Genomic DNA, 23,882 nt, shown 5'->3' on the forward strand with positions numbered 1-23,882 from the left:
CGCCTGATCGAGGTCTGGACGTGGGAGCGGGCTTGCCCCGCGACAGGGCCGGCCCTGAAAAACACTACTTGGACAGGTAACGCATCCCGTCCTCCAACCCCTGTAAGGTCAGCGGAAACATCCTGTCCTCGATCAGGTCCCGCACCAGATGGGTCGAAGCGGTGTACTCCCAGGCCTGCTTCGGATACGGGTTGATCCAGATGATCTTCCTGAATTTCTCCATGAAGCGCTGCATCCACACATACCCCGCCTCTTCGTTCCAGTGCTCGACGCTGCCGCCCGGCTGGGTGATCTCGTAGGGCGCCATGGCCGCGTCGCCGACGAACACCACCTTGTAGTCGTCGCCGTACTTGTGCAGCAGGTCGAAAGTGGAGAAGCGCTCCGAGGTGCGGCGCAGGTTGTTCTTCCACACCGACTCGTAGATGAAGTTGTGGAAGTAGTAGTACTCCAGGTGCTTGAACTCGGTCTTGCAGGCCGAGAACAATTCCTCGCAGACCTTCACATGGGCGTCCATCGAACCGCCGATGTCGAACAGCAACAGCAGCTTGACCGTGTTGCGCCGCTCGGGGCGCATCTGGATGTTCAAGAGGCCGGCGTCACGGGCGGTGTGGTCGATGGTGCCGTCGATGTCCAGCTCCTCGGCGGCGCCTTCGCGAGCGAACTTGCGCAGGCGGCGCAGGGCCAGCTTGATGTTGCGCGTACCCAGCTCGACCTGGTCGTCGAGGTTCTTGTACTCGCGCTGGTCCCACACCTTCACCGCCTTGCCCTGGCGTTTGCCGGCCTCGCCGACGCGGATGCCCTCGGGGTTGAAGCCGCCGGAGCCGAACGGGCTGGTGCCGCCGGTACCGATCCACTTGTTGCCGCCGGCGTGGCGCTCCTTCTGCTCTTCGAGGCGCTTCTTGAATTCCTCGATGAGCTTGTCCAGGCCGCCCAGGGACTGGATCTGCGCCCGTTCCTCGTCGGTCAGCGAACGCTCGAACTCCTTGCGCAGCCAGTCGTCGGGGATCAGGGCTTCGATATGCCGATCGAGGTTCTCCAGGCCCTTGAAGTAGGCGGCGAATGCCCGGTCGAACTTGTCGAAATGACGCTCGTCCTTCACCAGGATGGCCCTGGCCAGGTAGTAGAAGGCGTCCATGTCGGCGAACACCACGCCCTTCTGCAGGGCGTGATGCAGGTCGAGCAGCTCGCGCACCGACACCGGTACCTTGGCCGCGCGCATTTCATTGAACAGGTTGAGCAGCATGGCCCGGCTCCTGTCAGCGGTTGCCGCGCCGGCTCATGAAGGCCAGGCGCTCGAGCAGTTGCACGTCCTGCTCGTTCTTGACCAGGGCCCCGGCCAGCGGCGGGATGGCCTTGGTCGGGTCGCGCTCGCGCAGCACGGCCTCGCCGATGTTGTCGGCCATCAGCAGCTTGAGCCAGTCGACCAGTTCGGAGGTGGAGGGCTTTTTCTTCAGGCCCGGGACCTTGCGCACGTCGAAGAACACATCCAGCGCCTCGCTGACCAGCGACTGGCTGATGTTGGGGTAGTGCACGTCGACGATCTGTTGCAGGGTGGCGCGGTCGGGGAAGGCGATGTAGTGGAAGAAGCAGCGGCGCAGGAAGGCGTCAGGCAGTTCCTTCTCGTTGTTGGAGGTGATGATGATGATCGGGCGCTGCTTGGCCTTGATGGTCTCGTCGATCTCGTAGACGTAGAACTCCATCTTGTCGAGCTCTTGCAACAGGTCGTTGGGGAACTCGATGTCGGCCTTGTCGATCTCGTCGATCAGCAGGATCACCCGCTCGTCGGCCTCGAACGCCTCCCACAGCTTGCCCTTCTTCAGGTAGTTGCGCACGTCGTGGACCTTGTCCACGCCCAGCTGCGAGTCGCGCAGGCGGCTGACCGCGTCGTACTCGTACAGGCCCTGGTGGGCCTTGGTGGTGGACTTGATGTGCCAGGTGATCAGGCGGGCGCCGAAGGAGGCGGCGAGCTGCTCGGCGAGCATGGTCTTGCCGGTGCCCGGCTCGCCCTTGACCAGCAGCGGGCGCTCCAGGGTGATGGCCGCGTTGACCGCCAGCTTCAGGTCGTCTGTGGCGACGTAGTCGCGGGTGCCTTCGAACTTCATGAACCGATCCTCTGGGTGGCTGGGCCCGACTCATCGCGGGGCAAGCCCGCTCCCACAGGATTTGAGCGCAACCTGTGGGAGCGGGCTTGTCCCGCGATGAGCGCAGTGCAGCCAACGCATGTTTATTGATGTGTCAGCGACTATAACCCCGCACCCGCCGCCTGCAAACGCAGACCGGGTATTCAGTCCCTGAATGGTCCGTCACCCCCGGTAACAGAGCGGGCTTTACGCCCCACCCCGGCAGGCTTACCCTTTTAGGTCCACCTGCCAGCCCCTGCATTCAAGGACCCCTGCCATGAGCCGTATCTACGCCGACAACGCACATTCCATCGGCAACACGCCGCTGGTGCAGATCAACCGCATCGCCCCGCGCGGAGTGACCATCCTGGCCAAGATCGAGGGGCGCAACCCGGGTTATTCGGTGAAGTGCCGGATCGGCGCGAGCATGATCTGGGACGCCGAGAGCAGCGGCAAGCTGAAGCCGGGCATGACCATCGTCGAACCCACCTCGGGCAACACCGGCATCGGCCTGGCGTTCGTCGCCGCGGCCCGTGGCTACCGATTGGTGCTGACCATGCCGGACTCGATGAGCCTGGAGCGACGCAAGGTATTGAAGGCACTGGGCGCCGAACTGGTGCTGACGGACAAGGCCAAGGGCATGAAGGGCGCCATCGAGAAGGCCAACGAGATCGTCGCCTCGGACCCTGCCCAGCACTTCCTGCCGGGTCAGTTCGACAACCCGGCCAACCCGGCCATCCACGAGAAGACCACCGGCCCGGAAATCTGGAACGACACCGACGGCGCGGTCGATGTGCTGGTGGCCGGTGTCGGTACCGGCGGTACCATCACCGGTGTGTCGCGCTACATCAAGCACACCCAGGGCAAGTCGATCCTGTCGGTGGCGGTGGAACCGGTGAACTCGCCGCTGATCAGCCAGACCCTGGCCGGCGAGGAACTCAAGCCCAGCCCGCACAAGATCCAGGGCATCGGCGCCGGTTTCGTGCCGAAGAACCTCGACCTGTCGATCGTCGACCAGGTCGAGACCGTCACCGAGGACGAGTCCAAGACCATGGCCATCCGCCTGATGCAGGAGGAGGGCATCCTCTGCGGCATTTCCTGTGGCGCGGCGATGGCGGCGGCGGTGCGCCTGGCCGAGAAACCCGAGATGCAGGGCAAGACCATCGTGGTGATCCTGCCGGACTCGGGCGAGCGCTACCTGTCGAGCATGCTGTTCAGCGACATGTTCACCGAGCAGGAAAACCAGCAGTAAGCCTGGGGCTGCTGCGCAGCCCTTTCGCCGGCAAGCCGGCTCCCACACCGATTGCGTTGCCTTTGTGGGAGCCGGCTTGCCGGCGATGGGGCGCGCAGCGGCACCGGGATATCCGCCCCACCGCTGATCCGGCGCAATGTCGGCCTCATTCCTTTATTGCACAATCCTTAACACTGCGATCCGGCACCGGTTGTTTTTACCCGGCCCGGATGGGTTTATGATGTCCGGCTATCTGGGGATGGCCAGATTTCCCCTCCAAGGAGTGTTGCATGACCTTTTCCTTCGTCGCCAAGGCAGGTGTCCTGCTGGTGTTCTTCGGCAGCGTGCTGTTCGTGCACCTACGCGGCAAGGCGCGCCTACCGGTGCTGCGCCAGTTCGTCAACCATTCGGCGCTGTTCGCCCCCTACAACAGCCTGATGTACCTGTTCTCCGGCGTGCCTTCCAAGCCCTACCTGGACCGCCAGCGCTTCCCCGAGCTGGATGTGCTCAAGGACAACTGGGAAGTGATCCGCGAAGAGGCCATGCGCCTGTTCGACGAGGGTTATATTCGCGCTGCCGAGAAAGACAACGACGCAGGCTTCGGTTCGTTCTTCAAGAAAGGCTGGAAGCGTTTCTACCTGAAGTGGTATGACAAGCCGCTGCCCTCGGCCGAGGCGCTGTGCCCGAAGACCGTCGAGCTGGTCAGCGGTATTCCCAACGTCAAGGGCGCGATGTTCGCCCTGTTGCCCGGCGGCAGCCACCTGAACCCGCACCGTGACCCGTTCGCCGGCTCCCTGCGCTACCACCTGGGCCTGTCCACGCCGAACTCGGACAACTGCCGCATCTACGTCGACGGCCAGCCCTACGCCTGGCGTGACGGCGAGGACGTGATGTTCGACGAGACCTTCGTGCATTGGGTCAAGAACGAGACCGAGGTCACTCGCGTGATCCTGTTCTGCGACGTCGAGCGCCCGCTCAACAGCCCGCTGATGACCCGCATCAACCGCAAGGTCAGCGCCTTCCTCGGCCGCGCCACCGCGCCGCAGAACACCGATGACGAGCGCGTCGGCGGGATCAACCAGGCCTATGCCTGGAGCAAGCGCTTCAGCAACGTCATCAGCACCCGGGTCAAGCAGTTCAAACGCGCCAACCCCAAGGCCTACCGCGTGCTGCGGCCGGTGCTGGCGGTTGTCGTTGCCTACGCGCTGTACCGCTGGCTGTTCTGATCCGGTTGTGCAAGCTCGTTCTCGCTCCTGGTGGGGGCGGGCTTGCCCCGCGATGATTCCCCCGCTATATTCCGAAACACTCTCTTCCCAGAAGACCTGCTCATGCCCGCCATCCCTTCCACCACCGCTTACGTTCTCGCGCCTGTCGCGGGCGTGGTCGTGCGTGGCAGCCAACAGCCGGCCATGATCAGTCACTACCCACCACCTGTCAGTGGCGTCGTAGGCGGCGTAGCTCCGCCTCCTTGCGCAGTCGTGGTGCTGGGCTGATCGGCCGCTGGCCGCTCCCCACCGCACTCGCAACCTACTGAACACGGTCGGCTATCCCCGCAAGTCGCGATAAGCCCTCCGTACGGCTCATTTGCCCGTATACAGGTGGCATACATGTCTGTTTTCAACAAAGCATCCGTGGCCTCGGCGGCCACCACCAGCCTGTTCGTCCTGCTGTGGAGCAGCGGGGCGATCGTTTCCAAGCTTGGCCTGGCCCAGGCCAGTCCTTTCGCCTTCCTGCTGCTGCGTTCGGCCCTGGCGCTTTTCGGTCTGTTGCTGATCGGTCCGTTACTCGGCTTGCGCTGGCCACGTACCCGGGGCGGCATTGTTCGCGCCCTGGGGACCGGCTGCGTGCTGCTGGGCGCCTACCAGATCTTCTACCTGCTGGCACTCAATACCCATGTCACCCCCGGCGTCATGGCCACGGTCATGGGCGTGCAACCGATCCTTACCGTGGTGCTGATGGAGCGCCAGCGCTCCTGGAGCCGGTTGTTCGGCCTGGGCCTGGGGCTTGGCGGCCTGGTGATGGTGGTCTACCAGGGCATCAACCTTGGCGGGGTGTCCCTGGCGGGCATGCTGTTCGCCCTGCTGGCGCTGGCCAGCATGACCTTCGGCTCGATCCTGCAGAAGCGCATCACCGACAACCCGATGGGCACCTTGCCGCTGCAGTACCTGGCCGGTTTTGCCCTGTGTGCACTGTTCGCGCCGTTCCAGCCGTTGCATGTCGAGTGGAACGCCAGCTTCGTCGGCGCGCTGCTGTGGATGGGGCTGGTGGTCTCGCTGCTGGCTACGTTGCTGCTGTACCGGCTGATCGCCCGGGGCAACCTGGTCAATGTCACCAGCCTGTTCTACCTGGTGCCGGCGGTGACGGCGGTGATGGACTTCGCCATCTTCGGTAACCGCCTGGCACCGCTCAGCCTGCTGGGAATGGGGTTGATCGTGGTCGGGTTGCTGTTCGTGTTCCGCAAGCCGGCGTTGCGCACGGCCGAGGCCTGAGAAAGGAAACGCTGGGAGCGGGGCAAGCCCGCTCCCACATCACGACCGTGCCGGGCGCAGCACCAGCCAGAGCGCCGCAGCGATCAGCAGGCCGCCATACAGGTGCGCCATCGACAGCGGCTCATCCAGCAGCCACGCGCCCCACAGCACGCCGAACACCGGGATCAGGAAGGTCACGGTACTGGCCTTGACCGGCCCGATCTCGTTCAGCAGGCGGAAGTACAGGATGTAGGCGAACGCGGTGCACAGCAGCCCCAGGCCCAGCAGCGACAGCCAGACCTGCCAGCCGCCCCAACTGGCCGGCGGCTGGGTCAGCGCACTCCAGGCGAACAGCGGGCTCAACAGCAGGGTGGCACCGAGCATGCTGCCCAGGGCCGACAGACGGCTGTCCAGCGTTCCCACCCAACGCCGCGCCAGGAAACCCGCGAAACCATAGCAGGTGGTCGCCGCCAGGCACGCCAGGGCGCCTTGCACCAGGGCCATGTCCAGCGCCACCGGGCCGGCGCCGCTGAGGATGCCGACGCCGAACAGGCCGAGGAAGATCCCGCAGAGCTTGGGCAGGGTCATCGCCTCGCGGAAGAACAAGGTGCCGATCAGCACGCCCATCAGTGGCGTGGTGGCGTTGAAGATGGCCGAGTAGCCCGCCGGCAGCACCTGCGCCGCCACGGAATAGAACGTGGCCGGAATGCCCGAGTTGATCATGCCCAGCACCAGGCAGGCGCCCAGCTTGCCCTCGAAATTCCAGCGCACGCGGGCGGCGGCGAGGATGGCGATCAGCCCCAGGCAGGCGATCGACACGCGGAAAAAGGCGGTCGGCACGGTGCCGAGTTCGGGGGCGATGATGCGCATGAACAGGAAGCTGGCGCCCCAGACGGCGGCAAGGGTCAACAGACGGGCAAGGGCGATGGGGCTCACGGGTGGTCTCCGGCGGTGGGGCAGGGGCGCGAGTGTACGTCAGTGGGCAAGCGGGATTCTTGTGCTTTCTTGCTGTGTAAGCCTTATCGCGGGGCAAGCCCGCTCCCACGTGTGGAACACTGGCGGCGTGGGAGCGGGCTTGCCCCGCGATAAGGCCCACACAGCCTGCGAGCCGCTTACGGACGACTAAGCTATCTAACTCAACTTGCCATGAGATCCCGCGCATGACCCAACCCTGGCCCGCCGCCGATATCGCCCGGATGATCCTCGATGGCTTCGACGACTACCGCGAGCATTTTCGCCGCATCACCCTCGGTGCCCGCGAGCGCTTCGAGCAGGCGCGCTGGCAGGATATCCAGCGCGCCGCGGCGGCGCGGATCAACCTCTACGAAGAGAAGGTCGCCGAGGTCAACGGCTGGCTGCGCCAGGGCTTCGAGGCCTCCCAACTGTTGGACGTCGAGCAGTGGCCGCTGGTGAAGAACGCCTACATCCGCCTGATCGACCCGCGGCTGGACGATGAGCTGTCCGAGACCTGGTACAACTCGCTGTTCTGCAGCCTGTTCAGCCATGACCAGATCAGCGACGGCTGCATGTTCATCCATACCACCCGCCCGTCCATGCGTGGCCACGAACGCGCGGCGCAGACGCGCACCTATGCACTGGATGGCGGACTGAAGGGATTGCTGCGGGCGATCTTCGCCGATTACCGCTTCGATGTGCCCTACGGGGACCTGGAGGGCGACCTGTCGCGGTTGCAGGACCAACTGCGTGAATGCCTGCCCGACTGGGTGTGCAAGGACCCGGCGCTGGCGGTGGAGCTGTTCACCCCGGTGCTCTACCGCAACAAGGGCGCCTACCTGGTCGGGCGCCTGTACACCCCGGATGAGCAGTGGCCGCTGGTGATCCCGCTGCTGCACCGCGAAGGCCATGGCATCGAGGCCGATACGCTGATCACCGACGAGGCGGAGGTGTCGATCATCTTCTCCTTCACCCGTTCGTACTTCATGGTCGATGTGCCGGTGCCGGCGGAGTTCGTCAATTTCCTCAAGCGCATCCTGCCGGGCAAGCACATCGCCGAGCTGTACACCTCGATCGGCTTCTACAAGCACGGCAAGTCGGAGTTCTACCGCGCGCTGATCAACCACCTGGCCAACAGCGACGACCGCTTCATCATGGCGCCGGGGGTGCGCGGGATGGTGATGAGCGTGTTCACCCTGCCGGGCTTCAACACCGTGTTCAAGATCATCAAGGACCGTTTCTCGCCGTCCAAGACCGTCGACCGTGCCACGGTGATCGAGAAATATCGCCTGGTGAAGAGCGTGGACCGTGTCGGGCGCATGGCCGATACCCAGGAGTTCGCCGATTTTCGCTTCCCCCGCGCCAAGTTCGACCCCGACTGCCTCGCCGAGCTGCTGGAAGTGGCACCCTCCACCGTGGCGCTGGAGGGTGACACGGTACTCATCCGTCACTGCTGGACCGAGCGGCGCATGACCCCGCTCAACCTCTACCTCGAACACGCCAGCGAAGCCCAGGTGCTGGAGGCGCTGGAGGACTACGGGCTGGCGATCAAGCAGCTGGCGGCGGCCAACATCTTCCCCGGCGACATGCTGTTGAAGAACTTCGGCGTCACCCGCCATGGTCGGGTGGTGTTCTATGACTACGACGAGATCAGCTTCCTCACCGAGGTCAACTTCCGTCATATTCCGCCGCCGCGCTACCCGGAGGACGAGATGTCGGGCGAGCCGTGGTACTCGATCGGGCCGCACGACGTGTTCCCCGAGGAGTTTCCGCCGTTCCTGTTCGCCGATATCGGCCAGCGCCGTTTGTTCAGCCGCCTGCATGGCGAGCTGTATGACGCTGATTACTGGAAAGGCTTGCAGGAGGCGATCCGGGCGGGGAAGGTGATCGATGTGTTTCCGTATCGGCGCAAGGGGCGCTGACTGGCGCTCGAATACGTACCCCTACACGGGATTGCGTATGGCTTGAGCGGCCCGACTCTTTTCAACCTTTCAGGCACTTGAGCTCACTGAAATCCGCCCGCACCTTGCCGAGGCGCTGTTGCAGGAACTGCTTCTGCGCAGGGCTGCTCTGCTTCATCAGGTCGACCAGCAGGCTGCGCCCCTGCTGTTCACTGTTTTCATAGGCCTGGCGGTACTCCGCCGTCCACAGGCTTTCCTTGCGCTGCAGCAGTTGCGCCAGGCGCGGTTCGAAGCCAGGCGTGGCGCGCTGGTCCATCGCCAGCACCAGTTGTTGCTGCCAGTGCGCGCGATTGGCTATCGACTGGCGGTTCTGGTCGCCCAGGGCCTGGGACCAGCTCATCACCCGCAAGCGTTGCTGCGCGCTGAGTTCACCCAGCCAGGGTTCCAGGCGTTTCTGCATGCGCGCGGCGCGTTGTTCGATCTGTTTGGGCAACGGGGTTTCGTCATAGGTTTTGCGGCGTTTGTCGATGTCGGCGCGAAACGCCTGGCGCATCTCGGCGACCTGGGAGTCGCTCATCCCGCGCAGCAGTTCGGTGGCCGAGGGGGTGATCGCCGTGGCCACCCGGCCGATGGCCTGGCGAGCTTCGAGGGTACGTTGCTCCAGGGCCTGGTCGGTGACCGCGTCGTCGGCCACCATCAGCCGCACCCGGTCGAGCCAGTCGAGGTAGCCGGGCAGTTGCGTCTTGCAGTGCCAGGCCAGTTGTTGCCTGAGCCGTTCGTCGAGCAGCTGTTTCTGCTCGCGGTTCATGTCCAGGTAATCGTCCAGCGACCAGGGCACCAGGCGGTCGAGGTTGCGGTAGGCCAGGTCGATGCGGCTGCAGGCCACAAGGGCCAGGGCGAAGCCAATGACGAGCAGCAGGGCGTGGGTCAGGCGTCGGGGCATGAGCGAATCCTTGCACAGGCTGGCCAGGCGGTGGACGCAAGGTGGGCCCGAGGGTTCCGGCGCATGCGCGCTCGGGCGGACGGGCGGGTCAAGTGTTAGAATAGCCGCCTTGTCTTGAGGATCTTCGGAAATGGCTCTGCTTGGGCGTTACAACAGTTTGCAAATCGTGAAACACGTGGAATTCGGCCTGTACCTGGACGGCGGCGCCGACGGCGAGATCCTCCTGCCACGGCGCTACTTCCCCAAGGATGCCGAGCTCGAGCTGGACGACTGGCTCAACGTGTTCATCTACCTCGACAGCGAGGATCAGCTGATCGCCACCACCGAAAAGCCGAAGATGCAGGTGGGCGAGTTCGCCAGCCTCAAGGTCAAGGACATCAACGGCGCGGGCATCTTCCTCGACTGGGGCCTGTCCAAGGACCTGCTGATGCCCTACTCGGAAGAGTCCCGGCCACTGAAAATCGGTGATTACTGCGTGGTCCACGCCTACCTGGACAAACGCACCCGGCGCATCACCGCCACCGCCAAGCTGGACCGCTACCTCGACCGCACCCCGGTGGACTACCAGGTCGGCCAGCCGGTCGAGCTGCTGGTGGCCGGCGAGACGCCGATGGGCTTCAAGGCGATCATCAACAACCGCCACTGGGGCCTGATCCACAAGAACGAAGTGTTCAAGTTCCTGCGTTCGGGCATGCACGAGAAGGGCTTCATCAAGGAAGTGCGCGCCGACGGCAAGATCGCCCTGAGCCTGCAGCCGGTGGGCCAGGCCCTGGCCGACGGCTTGCCCGAGCAGATCATGCAGCGCCTGGAGGCCAATGGCGGCGTGCTGGCGGTGTGCGACAAGAGCGATCCGGCGCTGATCAGCCAGATGTTCAATGTCAGCAAGGGCAACTTCAAGAAAGCCATCGGCGCTCTGTTCAAGCAGGGCCGGATCGTCATCCATGACGATCGCATCGAGCGGGCCTGATCAGGCCTGCACGAAAGTGCTGAAGTCCAGCTGCTCGCCACCCGGGCGGCTGTCGCGCAGCAGCGAGTCGCGGTCGGCGCTCAGGGCCAGGCTGATGGTCGAGCGGCGTTTGCCGGCGTTGCGCACTTCCATCTGCTCCTGGTGAGCGCGCAGGAAGTTGGTCGGCACCTTCAGGTGCTGCAGTTCATCGGTTTCCGGGGTGTGCAGCAGCAGGTTGACCCAGTCGGGCTGGCCTTTGCGCAGCAGCGCCACCGGCACCTCGAACCACCACAGGTTGCGCTTCTTGTCGAGGATGGCGAACAGGGTGTTGTCGCGGTTGAGCACCGGCCGGGTCAGCGCTTCGTTACGGCGAGCGATGGCGGTGGGTTTGTCGAGTTTCATGCAGGTTCCTGCGGGTTGACGCTAGATTGGCCTGATATTGTGCGGGTGGGCTCATCGTGGGGCAAGTCGCATCGGCGCGCCGCCGCTCCCATGGGGAAAACGCGAGGCCGTTGGGCTGGGACCAGGCAAACTAATTGAAACTCCTGCCGATGGCCGTGGGTCGATCAGGTGTCGACACGATTTTCCGTGTCTTTTCGGCAAGGAGACATCCCATGAGCGGCACCAAGGATAAAGCGAAAGGCCTGGCCAACGAGGCCGTGGGCAACATCAAGCAGGGCGTCGGCAAGGTGACCGGCAACGACAAGCTGCGCGCCGAGGGCAAGGCCCAGGAGTTGAAGGGCGAGGCGCAGCAGGCCGTGGGCAAGGTCAAGGATGCCGTGAAGAAACCTTGATCGCAGTGGCATTGTCGCGGGGCAGTGCGCTCTCATCCGGTGGGAGCGGGCTTGCCCCGCGATTGCGTTGTGCGTTTGGCAACGCGCCAGCGAACAGCACGCCCGCCGCCTGGTCTATTAGACTTGTTGCATTGCCACCCCGATCAAGCGGCGAAAGGAGACGCTATGATTTTCCCCGACCTGCGCGGCCTGCCCCTGCACCGCGTGCTGGTGCGCACCGTCAAGGAGTTCCTCGACGACGAGATGTCCACCTATGCCTCCGCGCTGGCCTACCAGATGCTGTTCTCGCTATTCCCGTTCCTGTTGTTCCTGATCGCCCTGATCGGTTTCCTGCATTTGCCGGACTTCTTCTCCTGGCTGCGCCTGCAATCCGAGCTGGTGCTGCCGCCCCAGGCCCTGGAGCAGGTCAACCCGGTGATCGACCAGTTGCAGCAGTCCAAGGGCGGATTGCTGTCGGTGGGTATCGTGATCGCGCTGTGGACCGCCTCGGCGGGCGTGCGCCTGATGATGAGCGCGATGAATGCCGCCTACGACGTGCCCGAAGGGCGGCCGGTGTGGAAGCGTATCCCGCTGTCGATCATCTACACCGTCGGCGTCGCCGGCATGCTCCTGGCGGCTGCCGCGCTGATGGTGCTGGGGCCGCAGGTCATGGGGTGGATCGCCTCCCAGGTGGGCCTGGAAGAGGCGGTGGTGGTCGTCTGGACCATCCTGCGCTGGCCGGCGATCATTATCCTGATGATGGTGGCGGTGGCGCTGATCTACTACGTGATGCCCGATGTGAAGCAGAAATTCCGTTTCATCACCCCAGGCTCGGTGCTGGCGGTGGTGGTGTGGATCATCGCGTCGCTGGGCTTTGCCTACTACGTGAAGACCTTTGCCGACTACAACGCCATGTATGGCAGTATCGGGGCGATCATCGTGCTGTTGCTGTACTTCTACATTTCCGCTGCCGTGCTGCTGCTGGGGGCCGAGATGAACGCGGTGATCGAGCATATGTCCGCCGAGGGCAAGAACCCCGGCGAGAAGGAATTCGCCCAGGACAATCCGCAACAGACCGTCACCGTGCTCGGCCATGAGCACCCGGTGACACCCGAACCCCAGACCCGCGAGCCGAATACCTGATGATCCGCGACATTCTCAAGATGGGCGACGAACGCCTGCTGCGCATCGCCCCGCCCGTGCCGGAGCACATGCTCGGCAGCCCCGAGCTCAAGCAACTGATCGACGACATGTTCGAAACCATGGCCCATGTCGGTGGCGTCGGCCTGGCCGCGCCGCAGATCGGCATCGACCTGCAACTGGTGATCTTCGGCTTCGAGCGCAGCGAGCGCTACCCGGACGCCGAGCCGGTGCCGCGGACCATCTTGCTCAACCCGGTGATCACGCCGCTGGCCACGGAGGTCGAGGACGGCTGGGAGGGCTGCCTGTCGGTGCCGGGCCTGCGTGGCGTGGTGCCGCGCTACAAGCACATCAGCTATTCGGGCATCGACCCGCAGGGCAACCCGATCAACCGCTTTGCCGATGGTTTTCATGCACGGGTGGTGCAGCATGAGTGCGATCACCTGATTGGCCGGTTGTACCCCTCGCGCATCCAGGACTTCAGCAAGTTCGGCTACACCGATGTGCTGTTCCCCGGGCTCGATGTGGCCGACGACTGATCCCGCACCAGCGCCACCAGGGGCTTGCTGCGCTGGTAACGGGCCAGGCGCGAGGCCAGTGACTCGGGGAGGGTATTGGCTGGAGAGAAGGCCAGGCGCTGGTAGAAGGGCGCCAGGTCCGGATGGCAGAACAGCCAGGTCGGGGTAGTGGCAGCGCCCAACGCGGCTTCCAGCAACTGTGAAGCGATTTGCTGGCCACGCCATTGCGGGGCGATGAACAGGCCGGTCAGCCATTGGCCGCCCTCGACGGCTGACAGGCTCATCCCTCCGACGATTTCACCGCTGCGCGCCACCCACTGCTCGCCGTCACCGGCGGCGCGCATGCGCGAGCCATGCTGGCGATAGAACTGCTCCAGCAGGCGGCGCTGGATCGGGGGCAGGCGGGTGCAGGTCAGGGGCGGCATGCGTGGCTCACGCTGTGTGGCTCATCGCGGGGCAAGCCCGCTCCCACAAGGTCGCATGCAACCTGTAGGAGCGGGCTTGTCCCGCGACAGGGCCTGTGCAGGAAAAATGACGGTGCTTTGTCGCAGATTGTTGCAAATCCGGCAAGGGTGAATAACCGACTTCGGGGTTCAACTATTCTGACTGGGGAGTAGACTTTCACTCATCCCCCCGGCAGTACGATAAAGCGGGATCGGTACTTCGTGTCATCTTCGCAGTCGATGACAACTTCTCCGCGCCATTGACGGCATCAGAAGTCACGCGATCAGCTTGATAGCCATCAAGGTCGTTATCCATGAAAGCCCTACTGATTCTTGCATTGGTCGGTATGTCCTCGCTCGCCTTCGCGGACCAGGTCAAGACCGCAGACACCCAACCCGTGGTCGAGCAGTACGACTATTCCACCAACCTCGACATCAAGCGCGTGATCAGCCTGTCGACGATCCCCAACGTCTGTGAAGTGGTGCCCGCCACCATGACCTACGAGGACCATCAAGGGCAGGTGCACACCCTTCAGTACCGTGCCCTGGGCGAGGGTTGCCGGCTGAATTGAGCCTGTCTGGCCAAGACACGGCTCGTGGGAGCGGGCTTGCCCCGCGATGGCGATCAGTTGCAATCGCGGGTCAAGCCCGCCCCCACAAGCTCCAGCCCCTGCTTCAACTGCGCCCGGCTGTGCGCCGCCGACAGGCTGACCCGCACCGCCCGCACACGCTCCGTGCCCACCGTGAACACGCTGGCCGGCACGATCTCCACCCCTTGCGCCCGACACCGGGCAACCAGCACTTCGGCCTCCCCAGGCGTGGCCAGCCAGGCATGGGGCGAAGGCACGCCGTCCACCGGCAGTGCATTGCCCAGCAACGCCCGCGCCAGGCGCCAACGCTCGGCCAGTTCCTCCCGCTGCCAGGCCAGTCGCCGTGCGGCCGTCCCGTCCGAAATCCATTGGCAAGCGATGTGCAGGTTCAACGGCGACACCGACCAGTGGGTGGCCTGGGCATAAGGATCGATCTGCTCCAACAACGCTGGCCGGGCCACGATCCAGCCCAGGCGCAGGCCGGCGGCCACGGTCTTGGACAAGCTGCTGATCAGCACGCCGCGGCCTTCGAGCAAAGGGTAGAGCGGCGGCTGATCAGTCAGGGCGCCATACACGTCATCCTCGATTACCAGCAAGTCGTGGCGCCTGGCGACTTCCGCCAGCGCCTGGCGCCGGGCCTCGTCCATGCATGCCCCGGTCGGGTTGTGCAGGGTCGGGGTGGTCACCAGTATCCGCGCGCCACTGGCCCGCACGACGCGGTCCAGTTCGTCCGGGCGCAAACCCTGCTCATCCAGGGCCACCCCCTGCACCGGCAGGCGCAGCTGACGACAGGCCGCCTTGATGCCCGGGGCGGTCAACGCTTCTACCATTACCGGCTCGCCTGCCTGGCACAGCGACTGCAGCACCAGGAGCAAGGCCTGTTGGGCACCACCGCAGAGCAGCACTTCCTCTGGCCTCAGCTCCAGACCGCGATTGGCCAGCCAGCGGGCGCCCTGGATCCGCCCCAGCAGCAGTTGCTCCGGCCCCAGGTAATGGTCGAGCAGGGCGGTTGCACCCTGTTCGAGCAGCCTGTGCAGGCTGTGCTCCAGGTCGAGATTGTGCGGATCGGCCACCGGTACGTTGGTCGACAGGTCGATCACCTGATGCCGACGGTCTGGCAGCTTGAGGCGAAACAGCGTCGCCTCCTTGCTGCTGGCCAGCACATAGGTGCCGCGTCCCACCTCCCCGGACACCAGGTGCCGCGCCGCGGCTTCGCGGTAGGCCTGTTGCGTGGTGCTCGGGTTCAGGCCCAGCGCCCAGGCCAGGCGACGCTGGGGCGGCAGGCGCTCACCGGCTTTCAGCTCACCTTGTTCGATGGCACCGGCGATGGCCTCGACCAGCGCCAGGTAGCGCGGCTGGTCGTTGTCTGGGAGGGAAGGGATCCACACGAAATTGCTACCCATGCAATATATATTTGGACCCATACAATGACCGGCGCTTAGGATCGGATCAAGCCCTACCGATGAAGGAAGATCGCCATGTTCGACTTGCCCGCCCTGCGTGAAGCCGCCGCCTTTGTTCACCAGCACGTTCCGCCGACCCCGCAGCATGCCTGGCCGCTGCTGGCCGAGCGGCTGGGTTGCCAGCTCTGGGTCAAGCACGAGAACCATGCCCCCACCGGTGCCTTCAAGGTGCGTGGTGGGCTGGTCTACGTGCGTTCCCTGCTGGCCGGTGGTGAAGTCCCCCGCGGGTTGGTCACCGCCACCCGCGGCAACCATGGCCAGAGCATGGCCCTGGCGGCGCGCCAGGCGGGCTTGCCGCTGGTGATCGTGGTGCCTGAAGGCAACTCGCGAGAGAAGAACGCCGCCATGCGTGCCCTGGGCGCGGAACTGGTGGAGCACGGCGTGGACTTCGACGTTGCCCGTGAAGAGGCGGCGCGCCTGGCCGAGGAACGCGGCTACCAGATGGTCCCATCCTTCCACCCGGAACTGGTGCGCGGCGTGGCCACCTATGCGCTGGAGCTGTTCGAGGCGGTGGCCGACCTGGATTGCGTGTACGTGCCGATCGGCATGGGCTCGGGCATCTGCGGGCTGATCCAGGCGCGCAACCTGCTGGGGCTGGACACCGAGATCGTCGGCGTGGTCTCCAGTGCTGCGGATGCCTATGCCCAGAGCTTCGAGCGGGGGCGTATCGTCACCACCGCCAGCGCCGACACTTTCGCCGATGGCATGGCTTGCCGCGTGCCGCACCCCGATGCCTTCGCGCTGGTGCGCGAGCATGCCGCACGCATCGTGCGGGTGAGCGACGACGAGATCGCCGAGGCCATGAGGCTCTACCACGAGACCACCCACAACACCGCCGAGGGTGCCGGTGCCGCTGCCTTGGCCGCGCTGATGCAAGAGCGTGGGCGTCAGGCCGGCAAGCGTGTGGCGGTGGTGCTCAGTGGTGCCAATGTGGATCGTGGGCCCTATGCGCAGGTGTTGGCGGGGTGATGAAAAATCCTGAATGAATGTCGAGGCATAAGAGCTTCCCCGGTTTGGTAGCATACTTGTCTACCTGCGAGGCGGCTCTGGGGATCGACGATGAACTACATACACTACAGGGGCTACGAGGCTAGCGTCGAATACGATGTGCATGACCAGATCTTCGTCGGACGTGTACTCGGCATGATCGGTATCATCAGTTTTCACGCCAGCACTCTGCATGGGTTGCACGAAGCGTTTCAACGAGCCGTGGAAGACTATGTCTCCGACTGCACAGGCCAGTCGGAATCTGTCTGAGCGAGTGAACTTTCTTTCTGTACGGCAAGCGCACCCTCGGGTTCAATGTGCACCCCTGAATACGCCCAGAGTGCGCCATGCCTTTCTCCAACGGTTTTCTGCTCAGTCTGTCCCTTTGCCTGGATATCGGGGTGGCCAATATCGCCATGATCACCCTGGCCATGCAGCGCGGATTCCTCCAGGGATTCTGGTTGGGCCTGGGTACCTGCGTCGGCGACCTGGTCTATGCAATTGCTGCTCTGGCCGGAATGACCGTGCTGCTGCAGTTCGAAAGCGTGCGCTGGGCCCTGTGGCTGGGCGGTTCGGCGCTGCTGGTGTGGTTTGCCGTGAAGATGTTGCTGGCGGCCTGGCGCGGCGGGCATCTGGAGTCGCGGGGCGAGGTGGTGGTGGAATCGGGCTGGCGCGAGTTCCTGCGCGGGATCTTCCTGGCCATGTCATCGCCCAGCGCGATTCTCTGGTTCGCGGCGGTGGGTGGGGTGCTGATCTCCAGGTCCGGTGGCGGCAGCCTGCTCGACGCGGGTCTGTTCCTCGGGGGCTTCTTCGCCGCCGGGTTGGCCTGGTGTGTGTCGCTCTGCGGCATCGCCAGCCATGGTGGGCGCTTGCTTGGGGACCGGCTGCTGACATGGTCCTACCTGCTGTCGGCGGCCATTTTCTGTTATTTCGCGGTGTACGTGATTCTCTCCGGTTATCGTGAGTTCATCTTGTCTACACCTGTTTGAGTCATGGAGTTCCCAGAAGTGGCAATGATCCAACCCTGCACGGACCCGGGCAGTCCGGCCTGGCTGCACTTGCGCAGCGCCTTGTGGCCCGACAGTGCGGCGACTGATCACCTGGCGGAAATGGCCGATATCGCCGGCCGCCCTGCAACCTTCGTGGCCTTGCTGGCGTATGACGAGCAGGGCAGGGCGCAAGGGCTGGCCGAGGCGTCGGTGCGTCATGACTATGTCAATGGCAGCAATACTTCGCCGGTGGCGTACCTTGAAGGCGTCTTTGTCGAACAGGCTTCACGCGGCCAGGGCGTCGCCCGCCAGCTGATCGCGGCTGTCGAACGGTGGGCCGATGGCAAAGGTTGCCGCGAACTGGCCTCGGACGCCGCGCTGGACAATCTCGGCAGCCAGAGCATGCACGCGGCCCTGGGCTTTGCCGAGACCGAGCGTGTCGTGTACTTCCTCAAGCCAGTCGCGCCCCTCGACTGAAAATTTCCGGGCAGTTGTCGATTTGCCGTTTTCCCGTTCGACCAGTGTTGAAAGCGTCACCACCAACCCTGATGAATCTTCGGAGGAAACACCGATGAACACTGCAGCCGAGCGTGAACTGGAGCAACTGATCGAGCAGTGGATGCAAGCCGTGCGCGAGCGTGATGTGGACCGTATCGTCGCCCCCTACGCCGACGACATTCTTGCCTTCGACGCCATCCAGGCCCTGCAATTCAAGGGCAAGGCCGCCTACCGCGCCCATTGGGAAATGTGCATGGGCATGTGCACCGGGCCGATGGTGTTCGAACTGGCGCAACTGACCGTGCATGCCGACGGCGACCTGGGCCTGGCCCACTGGCTCAACCGCTGTGGCCCGGGCGACGATGAGAGCCAGTGCGGTTTCATGCGCGCCACTGTCGGCTACCGGCGCAGTGGCGGCCAATGGCAGGTCATCCACGAACACTGGTCGGCGCCGTTCGACATGGAAACGCAAAAAGCGCTGTTCGATCTCAAACCTTGAACGCCCTCGACCGCCTATCGCCACCTTGCCCCGGAGACGATCATGAAATACCTGTGCCTGGTCTATTGTGATGAAGCGCTGTTGCACAGCCTGCCCGACAGCCCCGAGGACGCCGAATGCATGGCCTACGCCGAGTCCATCCAGGGCTCCGGGCGGATGATCGCCGCCGAGGCGCTCAAGCCCGTGCAGACGGCCACCACCGTGCGCGTGCGCGCCGGGCGCATGAGCCTGACCGACGGCCCGTTCGCCGAGACCAAGGAGCAGTTGGCCGGGTTCTACCTGGTCGATGCACGCGACCTCAATGAAGCGTTGAACATCGCCAAGGGGATTCCGGCGGCGCGGGTCGGCAGCGTCGAGGTACGCCCGGTGCGAGAGTTGCAACCCTGACGTGAATGGAGAACCACGATGACCCAGGTATCGCCGGGCTGATGAACAGCGAAGGGCAAATCCGTGATGAAGTGGCGGCGGTCTACCGCCGCGACTCCCGGCGCATCCTGGCCACCTTGATCCGCCTGCTGGGAGACTTCGACCTGGCCGAGGAGGCCTTGCATGACGCCTTCTTCATTGCCGTCGAACGTTGGCAGCGCGATGGCATCCCGGACAATCCGCGGGCCTGGCTGGTCTCCGCCGGCCGCTTCAAGGCCATTGACGCCTTGCGTCGGCGTGCCCGCTTCGACCGCTCCCACGCGGACCTGATCATGCTGCTGGAAGGCGAGGCCCAGGACCCGGGCGAGCAGGAGCTGCTGGTCGATGATCGACTGCGCCTGATCTTCACCTGCTGCCACCCGGCCCTGGCCTTCGATGCCCAGGTGCCGCTGACGCTGCGCGAGGTCTGCGACCTGACCACCGAGCAGATCGCCCGCGCCTTCCTGCAGAGCCCGGCGACCATCGCCCAGCGCATCGTGCGGGCCAAGGCCAAGATTCGCGATGCGCAGATCCCCTACCAGGTACCAGAGCTGGGCGAGTTGCCGGAGCGGCTGGAGAGTGTGCTGCGGGTGATCTACCTGGTGTTCAACGAGGGCTATTCGGCGTCTTCGGGCGAGGATTTGACCACGCGCGCGCTGACCGACGAAGCCATCCGCCTGGGCCGCTTGCTCGCGCAGTTGCTGCCGGATGCCGAAGTGCTGGGGCTGCTGGCGTTGATGCTGTTGCAGGCCTCGCGGCAGAACGCGCGCAGCGATGCACAGGGCGAGCTGGTGTTGCTCGACGAACAGGACCGCGGCCTGTGGGACCAGGCACAGATCGAGGAGGGCAGCCAGTTGGTGCGTCAGGCACTGAGCAGTCGGGAGTTCGGCCCCTACAGCGTGCAGGCGGCGATTGCCGCGCTGCATGCCGAAGCGCCCAGTGCCGAGGCCACCGACTGGGACGAGATCGTCGGCCTGTACGATGTGCTGCAGCGCCACTGGCCATCACCGGTGGTGGAGCTGAACCGGGCGGCGGCGCTGGCCCGGCGCGATGGCGCGCAGGTCGGGTTGCGCGCGGTCGAGGCGATTCTCGAGCGGGGTGAGCTGGGCGACTACCACCTGGCCCATGCCGCGCGGGCCGAACTGCATCGGCAACTGGGCAACACCGTGCAGGCCCGCGAGGCCTGGCAGCAGGCGCTGACGCTGACCCGGCAGGGACCGGAGCGCCGGCATATCGAGCGACGCTTGCGCGAGCTGGGATGAGCGCCTGCAGGTAGTCTTCAGGCTAGGCACAATACCTGTAGGAGCGGCCTTGCCGAGGCGTCGGACCGGTCGGAAAGGGCCGCGAAGCGGCCCCAGAAATCTTTGCGTCAACGCCGAAATCCTGGGGCCGCGTTGCGGCCCTCTCGCGACACAAGGCCGCTCCTACAGTGATCGTGAGAGTCTCAGCTGGCAACGAATTCCGGCGGGCTCACCAAGTCGACGGTCTGCTGCTTGCGCGGCGCGAGGATCTCGGCTTCGCCGGCGACCACCAGTTCGTCGTTCTGGTTGTAGACGTTGGTGGCGATGCGCACCTTGAACTTGGGCAGCTTCTCGAGGATTTCCAGGCGCACGGTCAGCTCGTCGCCGATCTTCACCGGCTTCTGGAAGCTCATCTGCTGGCCCAGGTAGATGGTGCCCGGGCCGGGCAGGGTGCAGGCCACCGCGGCGCTGATCAGCGCGCCGCTGAACATGCCGTGGGCGATGCGTTCCTTGAACATGCTCTTGGCGGCGAACTCGGCATCCAGGTGCACCGGGTTGTGGTCACCGGACATGGCGGCAAACAGCTGGATGTCGCGTTCTGCCACGGACTTCTTGTATTCAGCTTTCTGGCCGACTTCGAGGGCTTCGTAAGGCGTGTTGGTGACCTGGGTCATCAGGGGCTTCCTTGTGGGGCGGGCGAGGCTGCCGATCATTCACTGCGGGCGGGGCGGCCAAGGGCCAGCGCCTGCTCCAGCCAGCCGATGATCTCGGCGGTGACCTCGTCGCGATGGGTTTCGTTGAGCACTTCGTGACGTGCGCCGGGGTAGATGCGCAACTGTACATGACGGTTGCCGGTCGCGCGCAGGGCGTCGGCCAGATGGGTGAGACGCTTGCCGGCACTCACCGGATCACATTCACCGCCCAGCACGAAGATCGGCAGGTTCGGATCGATCTGCGCCAGGTTCTTCTTCTGACTGATCTGCGCCAGCCCTTGCAGCAGGTCGAGCCACAGCTGGTTGCTGCAGCGAAAGCCGCACAGCGGGTCGGCGATGTACTTGTCCACCTCCGCGGCATCGCGGCTGAGCCAGTCGAAGGCGGTGCGGTTGGGCTTGAACGCCTTGTTGAACGAGCCGAACGACAGCCAGTCGATCAGCGCGCTCTTGCCCAGCGGGCCCTGGCGCCATGCCTCGAGACGGGCGATCTGGCGCGCCGCGCGGTACAGCGCCACCGGCTGGAAGTTCGAGCCGCTGAGGATCGCGCCCTGCAGGCTGGCGCTGTGGTGCAGCAGGTAGGCCTGGGCGATGTAGCTGCCCATGCTGTGGCCGAACAGGAACAGCGGGGTCCCCGGAAACTGCTGGCCGATGTGCTGGGCCAGCAGGCCCAGGTCGTTGAGTACGGCATTCCAGCCATTTTGCCGGGCGAACAGGCCCAGGCTGCCCAGCTCGGCGGTGCGGCCGTGGCCGCGCAGGTCGGGGGCGAGCAGCCCGTAGCCGGCCGCGTTGAGCGCATGGCCCAGGCGCTGGTAGCGCCCGGCATGCTCGGCCATGCCATGGGCCAGCAGCACCACGGCCTTGACCGGTGTGGCCGGCAGCCATTGGTGGACATAAAGGCTGCAATGCTCGCTGGCGGGGAGCCAGAAGGCGTCGTGGGGCATGGCGGGTCCTTGCGCGCGGAGGTTGCCCAACAGTGTATGCGCAAAGCCATCGATTGCAGGAAGGGCAGAAAAGAGATTCACAATGTTAATGGCGGCACTTGGCGTATTTGCCACCATCGACAGAGCTGCTAACGTCGGCTGAACACCTTTTTGCCAGCAGGCGATCAGGTCAGGGATGTCCCGGCAGAGGAACAACAATAAATGCAAGCCGATTTCTGGAACGACAAGCGCCCGGCGGGCGTACCCTCCACCATTGACATGAATGCCTACACATCCGTCGTCGATGTCTTCGAGCGCTGCTGCAAGCGCTTCGCCGACCGCCCGGCGTACAGCAACCTCGGGGTCACCCTGAGCTATGCCGACCTCGAGCGTCATTCGGCGGCCTTTGCCGCCTGGCTGCAACAGCACACCGAGCTGGTGCCGGGCGACCGCATCGCGGTGCAGATGCCCAATGTCCTGCAATACCCCATCGCGGTGTTCGGCGCCATGCGTGCCGGCCTGATCGTGGTCAACACCAACCCGCTGTACACCGAGCGCGAGATGCGTCATCAGTTCAAGGACTCCGGCGCCCGTGCCCTGGTGTACCTGAACATGTTCGGCAAGCGCGTGCAGGAGGTGCTGCCCGACACCGGCATCGAGTACCTGATCGAGGCGAAGATGGGCGACCTGCTGCCGACGGCCAAGGGTTGGCTGGTCAATACCGTGGTCGACAAGCTGAAGAAGATGGTGCCGGCCTACCAGTTGCCCCAGGCCGTATCGTTCAAGCAGGTGCTGCGCCAGGGGCGCGGGCTTACCCACAAACCGGTGGCGCAGACCCTGGAAAACATTGCCGTGCTGCAGTACACCGGCGGCACCACCGGGCTGGCCAAGGGCGCCATGCTCACCCACGGCAACCTGGTGGCCAACATGCTCCAGGTGCTGGCCTGCTTCGGCCAGCATGGCCCCGATGGCCAGCCACTGATCAAGGAAGGGCAGGAGGTGATGATCGCGCCGCTGCCGCTGTACCACATCTATGCCTTCACCGCGAACTGCATGTGCATGATGGTGACCGGCAACCACAACGTGCTGATCACCAATCCCCGCGATATCCCCGGCTTCATCAAGGAGCTGGGCAAGTGGCGGTTCTCGGCGCTGGTGGGCTTGAACACGCTGTTCGTCGCGCTGATGGACAATCCGGGCTTCAAGTCGCTGGATTTCTCCGCGCTGAAGATCACCAATTCCGGCGGAACCGCGCTGGTCAAGGCCACCGCCGAACGCTGGGAAGCCCTCACCGGTTGTCGCATCGTCGAAGGCTATGGCCTGACCGAAACCTCGCCGGCGGCCAGCACCAACCCCTATGGCCAGCTGGCGCGTCTGGGGACCGTGGGGCTCCCGGTGCCCGGCACGGCGTTCAAGGTGATCGACGACGAAGGCCACGAGCAGCCGCTGGGCGAGCGTGGCGAGTTGTGCATCAAGGGGCCGCAGGTGATGAAGGGCTACTGGCAGCAGGTAGAGGCCACCACCCAGGTGCTGGATGCCGAGGGCTGGCTGAAGACTGGCGACATCGCTGTCATCGATCCGGACGGTTTCACCCGCATCGTCGACCGCAAGAAGGACATGATCATTGTCTCGGGCTTCAACGTGTATCCCAACGAGATCGAGGACGTGGTGATGGGCCATCCGCAGGTGGCCAGCTGCGCGGTGATCGGCGTGCCGGACGAGCGCACCGGCGAGGCGGTGAAGCTGTTCGTGGTGCCGCGGGCGGGTGGGGTGAGCGTCGATGAGCTCAAGGCGTTCTGCAAGACCAACTTCACCGGCTACAAGGTACCCAAGCACATCGTGTTGCGCGAATCGCTGCCGATGACTCCGGTGGGCAAGATCCTGCGTCGGGAGTTGCGCGACATTGCCTGACGCTGGCTAATCCAATCCTGTGGGATCGGCGCAACGCCGTTCCCGCAGGCCCTCTCTAGGGCAGGGCTTTCAGGCGGATTCGCGATATTTTGTATAAATACTCTAAAAATGACCTGTATTGTTCATTGAGTCATTTTCGTGACCTGTCGGCCTTTTTCGGCCTCTAGGCGACCCCTTGCAAAGCTGTTACTCTCGGCGCGCTTTCAGAGGATCCGGTTTGCAATGAGCC

General features: G+C 64.5%; 25 protein-coding genes. 16 read left to right on the forward strand and 9 right to left on the reverse strand.

The features are described from left to right. Positions 1–64 precede the first annotated feature (64 nt). Both HU751_RS24330 and HU751_RS24335 read right to left on the reverse strand, forming a co-directional pair. Positions 65–1,243 carry a vWA domain-containing protein gene (locus tag HU751_RS24330; protein ID WP_050706827.1) on the reverse strand — a complete coding sequence of 393 codons (1,179 nt, stop codon included), beginning with the start codon at positions 1,241–1,243 and terminating at the stop codon, positions 65–67. A 13-nt stretch (positions 1,244–1,256) separates the two neighbouring features. Next, positions 1,257–2,102 carry an AAA family ATPase gene (locus tag HU751_RS24335; RefSeq protein ID WP_011535085.1) on the reverse strand — a complete coding sequence of 282 codons (846 nt, stop codon included), beginning with the start codon at positions 2,100–2,102 and terminating at the stop codon, positions 1,257–1,259. A gap of 295 nt (positions 2,103–2,397) precedes the next feature. Here HU751_RS24335 and cysK point away from each other — a divergent pair, with 295 nt between their 5' ends. The 3 genes from cysK (at position 2,398) to HU751_RS24350 (ending at position 5,840) form a co-directional block, all read left to right on the forward strand. Next, positions 2,398–3,372: a cysteine synthase A gene (gene cysK, locus HU751_RS24340; RefSeq protein WP_186733049.1), complete on the forward strand. Its 975-nt coding sequence runs from the start codon at positions 2,398–2,400 to the stop codon at positions 3,370–3,372. 269 nt (positions 3,373–3,641) lie between these two features. Continuing rightward, on the forward strand, positions 3,642–4,577 hold the full coding sequence (locus tag HU751_RS24345; RefSeq protein ID WP_011535083.1) for an aspartyl/asparaginyl beta-hydroxylase domain-containing protein: 936 nt from the start codon (positions 3,642–3,644) through the stop codon (positions 4,575–4,577). Between the two features lie 381 nt (positions 4,578–4,958). Beyond that, the gene (locus tag HU751_RS24350; RefSeq protein ID WP_186733047.1) at positions 4,959–5,840 is read left to right on the forward strand and encodes a DMT family transporter; all 882 of its coding nucleotides are present in this window, start codon (positions 4,959–4,961) and stop codon (positions 5,838–5,840) included. A gap of 39 nt (positions 5,841–5,879) precedes the next feature. On the opposite strand, the gene HU751_RS24355 is transcribed toward HU751_RS24350, so the two are convergent. After that, positions 5,880–6,755 carry a DMT family transporter gene (locus HU751_RS24355; RefSeq protein ID WP_110739181.1) on the reverse strand — a complete coding sequence of 292 codons (876 nt, stop codon included), beginning with the start codon at positions 6,753–6,755 and terminating at the stop codon, positions 5,880–5,882. 224 nt (positions 6,756–6,979) lie between these two features. On the opposite strand from HU751_RS24355, the gene aceK reads away from it, so the two are divergent. Continuing rightward, entirely contained in the window at positions 6,980–8,695 is a 1,716-nt protein-coding gene (aceK, locus tag HU751_RS24360) for a bifunctional isocitrate dehydrogenase kinase/phosphatase (RefSeq protein ID WP_186733045.1), read from the forward strand. Between the two features lie 61 nt (positions 8,696–8,756). Here aceK and HU751_RS24365 read toward each other — a convergent pair whose 3' ends face one another. Next, entirely contained in the window at positions 8,757–9,617 is an 861-nt protein-coding gene (locus HU751_RS24365; protein WP_186733043.1) for a DUF6279 family lipoprotein, read from the reverse strand. 130 nt (positions 9,618–9,747) lie between these two features. Between HU751_RS24365 and HU751_RS24370 the strand changes: the two genes are divergently transcribed. Next, the gene (locus HU751_RS24370; RefSeq protein ID WP_028693048.1) at positions 9,748–10,584 is read left to right on the forward strand and encodes a CvfB family protein; all 837 of its coding nucleotides are present in this window, start codon (positions 9,748–9,750) and stop codon (positions 10,582–10,584) included. Here HU751_RS24370 and HU751_RS24375 read toward each other — a convergent pair whose 3' ends face one another. Beyond that, positions 10,585–10,965 carry a hypothetical protein gene (locus HU751_RS24375; protein ID WP_050706820.1) on the reverse strand — a complete coding sequence of 127 codons (381 nt, stop codon included), beginning with the start codon at positions 10,963–10,965 and terminating at the stop codon, positions 10,585–10,587. It lies immediately after the preceding gene. Positions 10,966–11,177: 212 nt separating this feature from the next. Between HU751_RS24375 and HU751_RS24380 the strand changes: the two genes are divergently transcribed. The 3 genes from HU751_RS24380 (at position 11,178) to def (ending at position 13,015) form a co-directional block, all read left to right on the forward strand. Further along, on the forward strand, positions 11,178–11,357 hold the full coding sequence (locus HU751_RS24380) for a CsbD family protein (protein WP_186661155.1): 180 nt from the start codon (positions 11,178–11,180) through the stop codon (positions 11,355–11,357). A gap of 165 nt (positions 11,358–11,522) precedes the next feature. After that, positions 11,523–12,479 (forward strand): YihY/virulence factor BrkB family protein, encoded by a 957-nt coding sequence (locus tag HU751_RS24385; protein ID WP_186715740.1) that lies wholly within the window; start codon positions 11,523–11,525, stop codon positions 12,477–12,479. Beyond that, positions 12,479–13,015: a peptide deformylase gene (gene def / locus HU751_RS24390; RefSeq protein ID WP_186733041.1), complete on the forward strand. Its 537-nt coding sequence runs from the start codon at positions 12,479–12,481 to the stop codon at positions 13,013–13,015. Before HU751_RS24385 ends, def begins: the two co-directional genes overlap by 1 nt. Here the strand turns inward: def and HU751_RS24395 are convergent. Next, positions 12,970–13,419, reverse strand: coding sequence for a GNAT family N-acetyltransferase (locus tag HU751_RS24395; RefSeq protein WP_186733040.1), 450 nt, complete (start codon positions 13,417–13,419; stop codon positions 12,970–12,972). The genes def and HU751_RS24395 overlap by 46 nt on opposite strands. 332 nt (positions 13,420–13,751) lie before the next feature. Here HU751_RS24395 and HU751_RS24400 point away from each other — a divergent pair, with 332 nt between their 5' ends. Then, positions 13,752–14,009, forward strand: a complete 258-nt coding sequence (locus HU751_RS24400) for a DUF2790 domain-containing protein (protein WP_028693053.1) — start codon at positions 13,752–13,754, stop codon at positions 14,007–14,009. A gap of 53 nt (positions 14,010–14,062) precedes the next feature. On the opposite strand, the gene HU751_RS24405 is transcribed toward HU751_RS24400, so the two are convergent. Beyond that, the gene (locus HU751_RS24405) at positions 14,063–15,430 is read right to left on the reverse strand and encodes an aminotransferase-like domain-containing protein (RefSeq protein ID WP_186733038.1); all 1,368 of its coding nucleotides are present in this window, start codon (positions 15,428–15,430) and stop codon (positions 14,063–14,065) included. Positions 15,431–15,505: 75 nt separating this feature from the next. On the opposite strand from HU751_RS24405, the gene HU751_RS24410 reads away from it, so the two are divergent. The 6 genes from HU751_RS24410 (at position 15,506) to HU751_RS24435 (ending at position 20,130) form a co-directional block, all read left to right on the forward strand. Then, positions 15,506–16,459, forward strand: a complete 954-nt coding sequence (locus HU751_RS24410) for a threonine dehydratase (protein WP_186733037.1) — start codon at positions 15,506–15,508, stop codon at positions 16,457–16,459. 365 nt (positions 16,460–16,824) lie between these two features. After that, on the forward strand, positions 16,825–17,466 hold the full coding sequence (locus tag HU751_RS24415; RefSeq protein WP_186733035.1) for a LysE family translocator: 642 nt from the start codon (positions 16,825–16,827) through the stop codon (positions 17,464–17,466). 24 nt (positions 17,467–17,490) lie between these two features. Beyond that, positions 17,491–17,943 (forward strand): aminoglycoside 6'-N-acetyltransferase, encoded by a 453-nt coding sequence (aac(6'), locus tag HU751_RS24420; protein WP_186733034.1) that lies wholly within the window; start codon positions 17,491–17,493, stop codon positions 17,941–17,943. A gap of 94 nt (positions 17,944–18,037) precedes the next feature. Further along, complete coding sequence (locus tag HU751_RS24425) at positions 18,038–18,463, forward strand: YybH family protein (protein WP_186733033.1); 426 nt, start codon at positions 18,038–18,040, stop codon at positions 18,461–18,463. Between the two features lie 42 nt (positions 18,464–18,505). Further along, positions 18,506–18,850, forward strand: coding sequence for a YciI family protein (locus tag HU751_RS24430; protein WP_028693059.1), 345 nt, complete (start codon positions 18,506–18,508; stop codon positions 18,848–18,850). A gap of 41 nt (positions 18,851–18,891) precedes the next feature. Next, positions 18,892–20,130 carry an RNA polymerase sigma factor gene (locus HU751_RS24435; RefSeq protein WP_186733060.1) on the forward strand — a complete coding sequence of 413 codons (1,239 nt, stop codon included), beginning with the start codon at positions 18,892–18,894 and terminating at the stop codon, positions 20,128–20,130. 182 nt (positions 20,131–20,312) lie between these two features. Here HU751_RS24435 and HU751_RS24440 read toward each other — a convergent pair whose 3' ends face one another. Beyond that, positions 20,313–20,783, reverse strand: a complete 471-nt coding sequence (locus HU751_RS24440) for a MaoC family dehydratase (RefSeq protein ID WP_186733031.1) — start codon at positions 20,781–20,783, stop codon at positions 20,313–20,315. Between the two features lie 35 nt (positions 20,784–20,818). Further along, positions 20,819–21,763, reverse strand: coding sequence for an alpha/beta hydrolase (locus HU751_RS24445; protein ID WP_186715733.1), 945 nt, complete (start codon positions 21,761–21,763; stop codon positions 20,819–20,821). Positions 21,764–21,964: 201 nt separating this feature from the next. On the opposite strand from HU751_RS24445, the gene fadD2 reads away from it, so the two are divergent. Beyond that, positions 21,965–23,653 carry a long-chain-fatty-acid--CoA ligase FadD2 gene (gene fadD2 / locus HU751_RS24450; protein WP_050706811.1) on the forward strand — a complete coding sequence of 563 codons (1,689 nt, stop codon included), beginning with the start codon at positions 21,965–21,967 and terminating at the stop codon, positions 23,651–23,653. Positions 23,654–23,882: the final 229 nt, after the last annotated feature.

This window comes from Pseudomonas peradeniyensis (genome assembly GCF_014268935.2).
In the GTDB taxonomy this organism is placed as follows: domain Bacteria; phylum Pseudomonadota; class Gammaproteobacteria; order Pseudomonadales; family Pseudomonadaceae; genus Aquipseudomonas; species Aquipseudomonas peradeniyensis.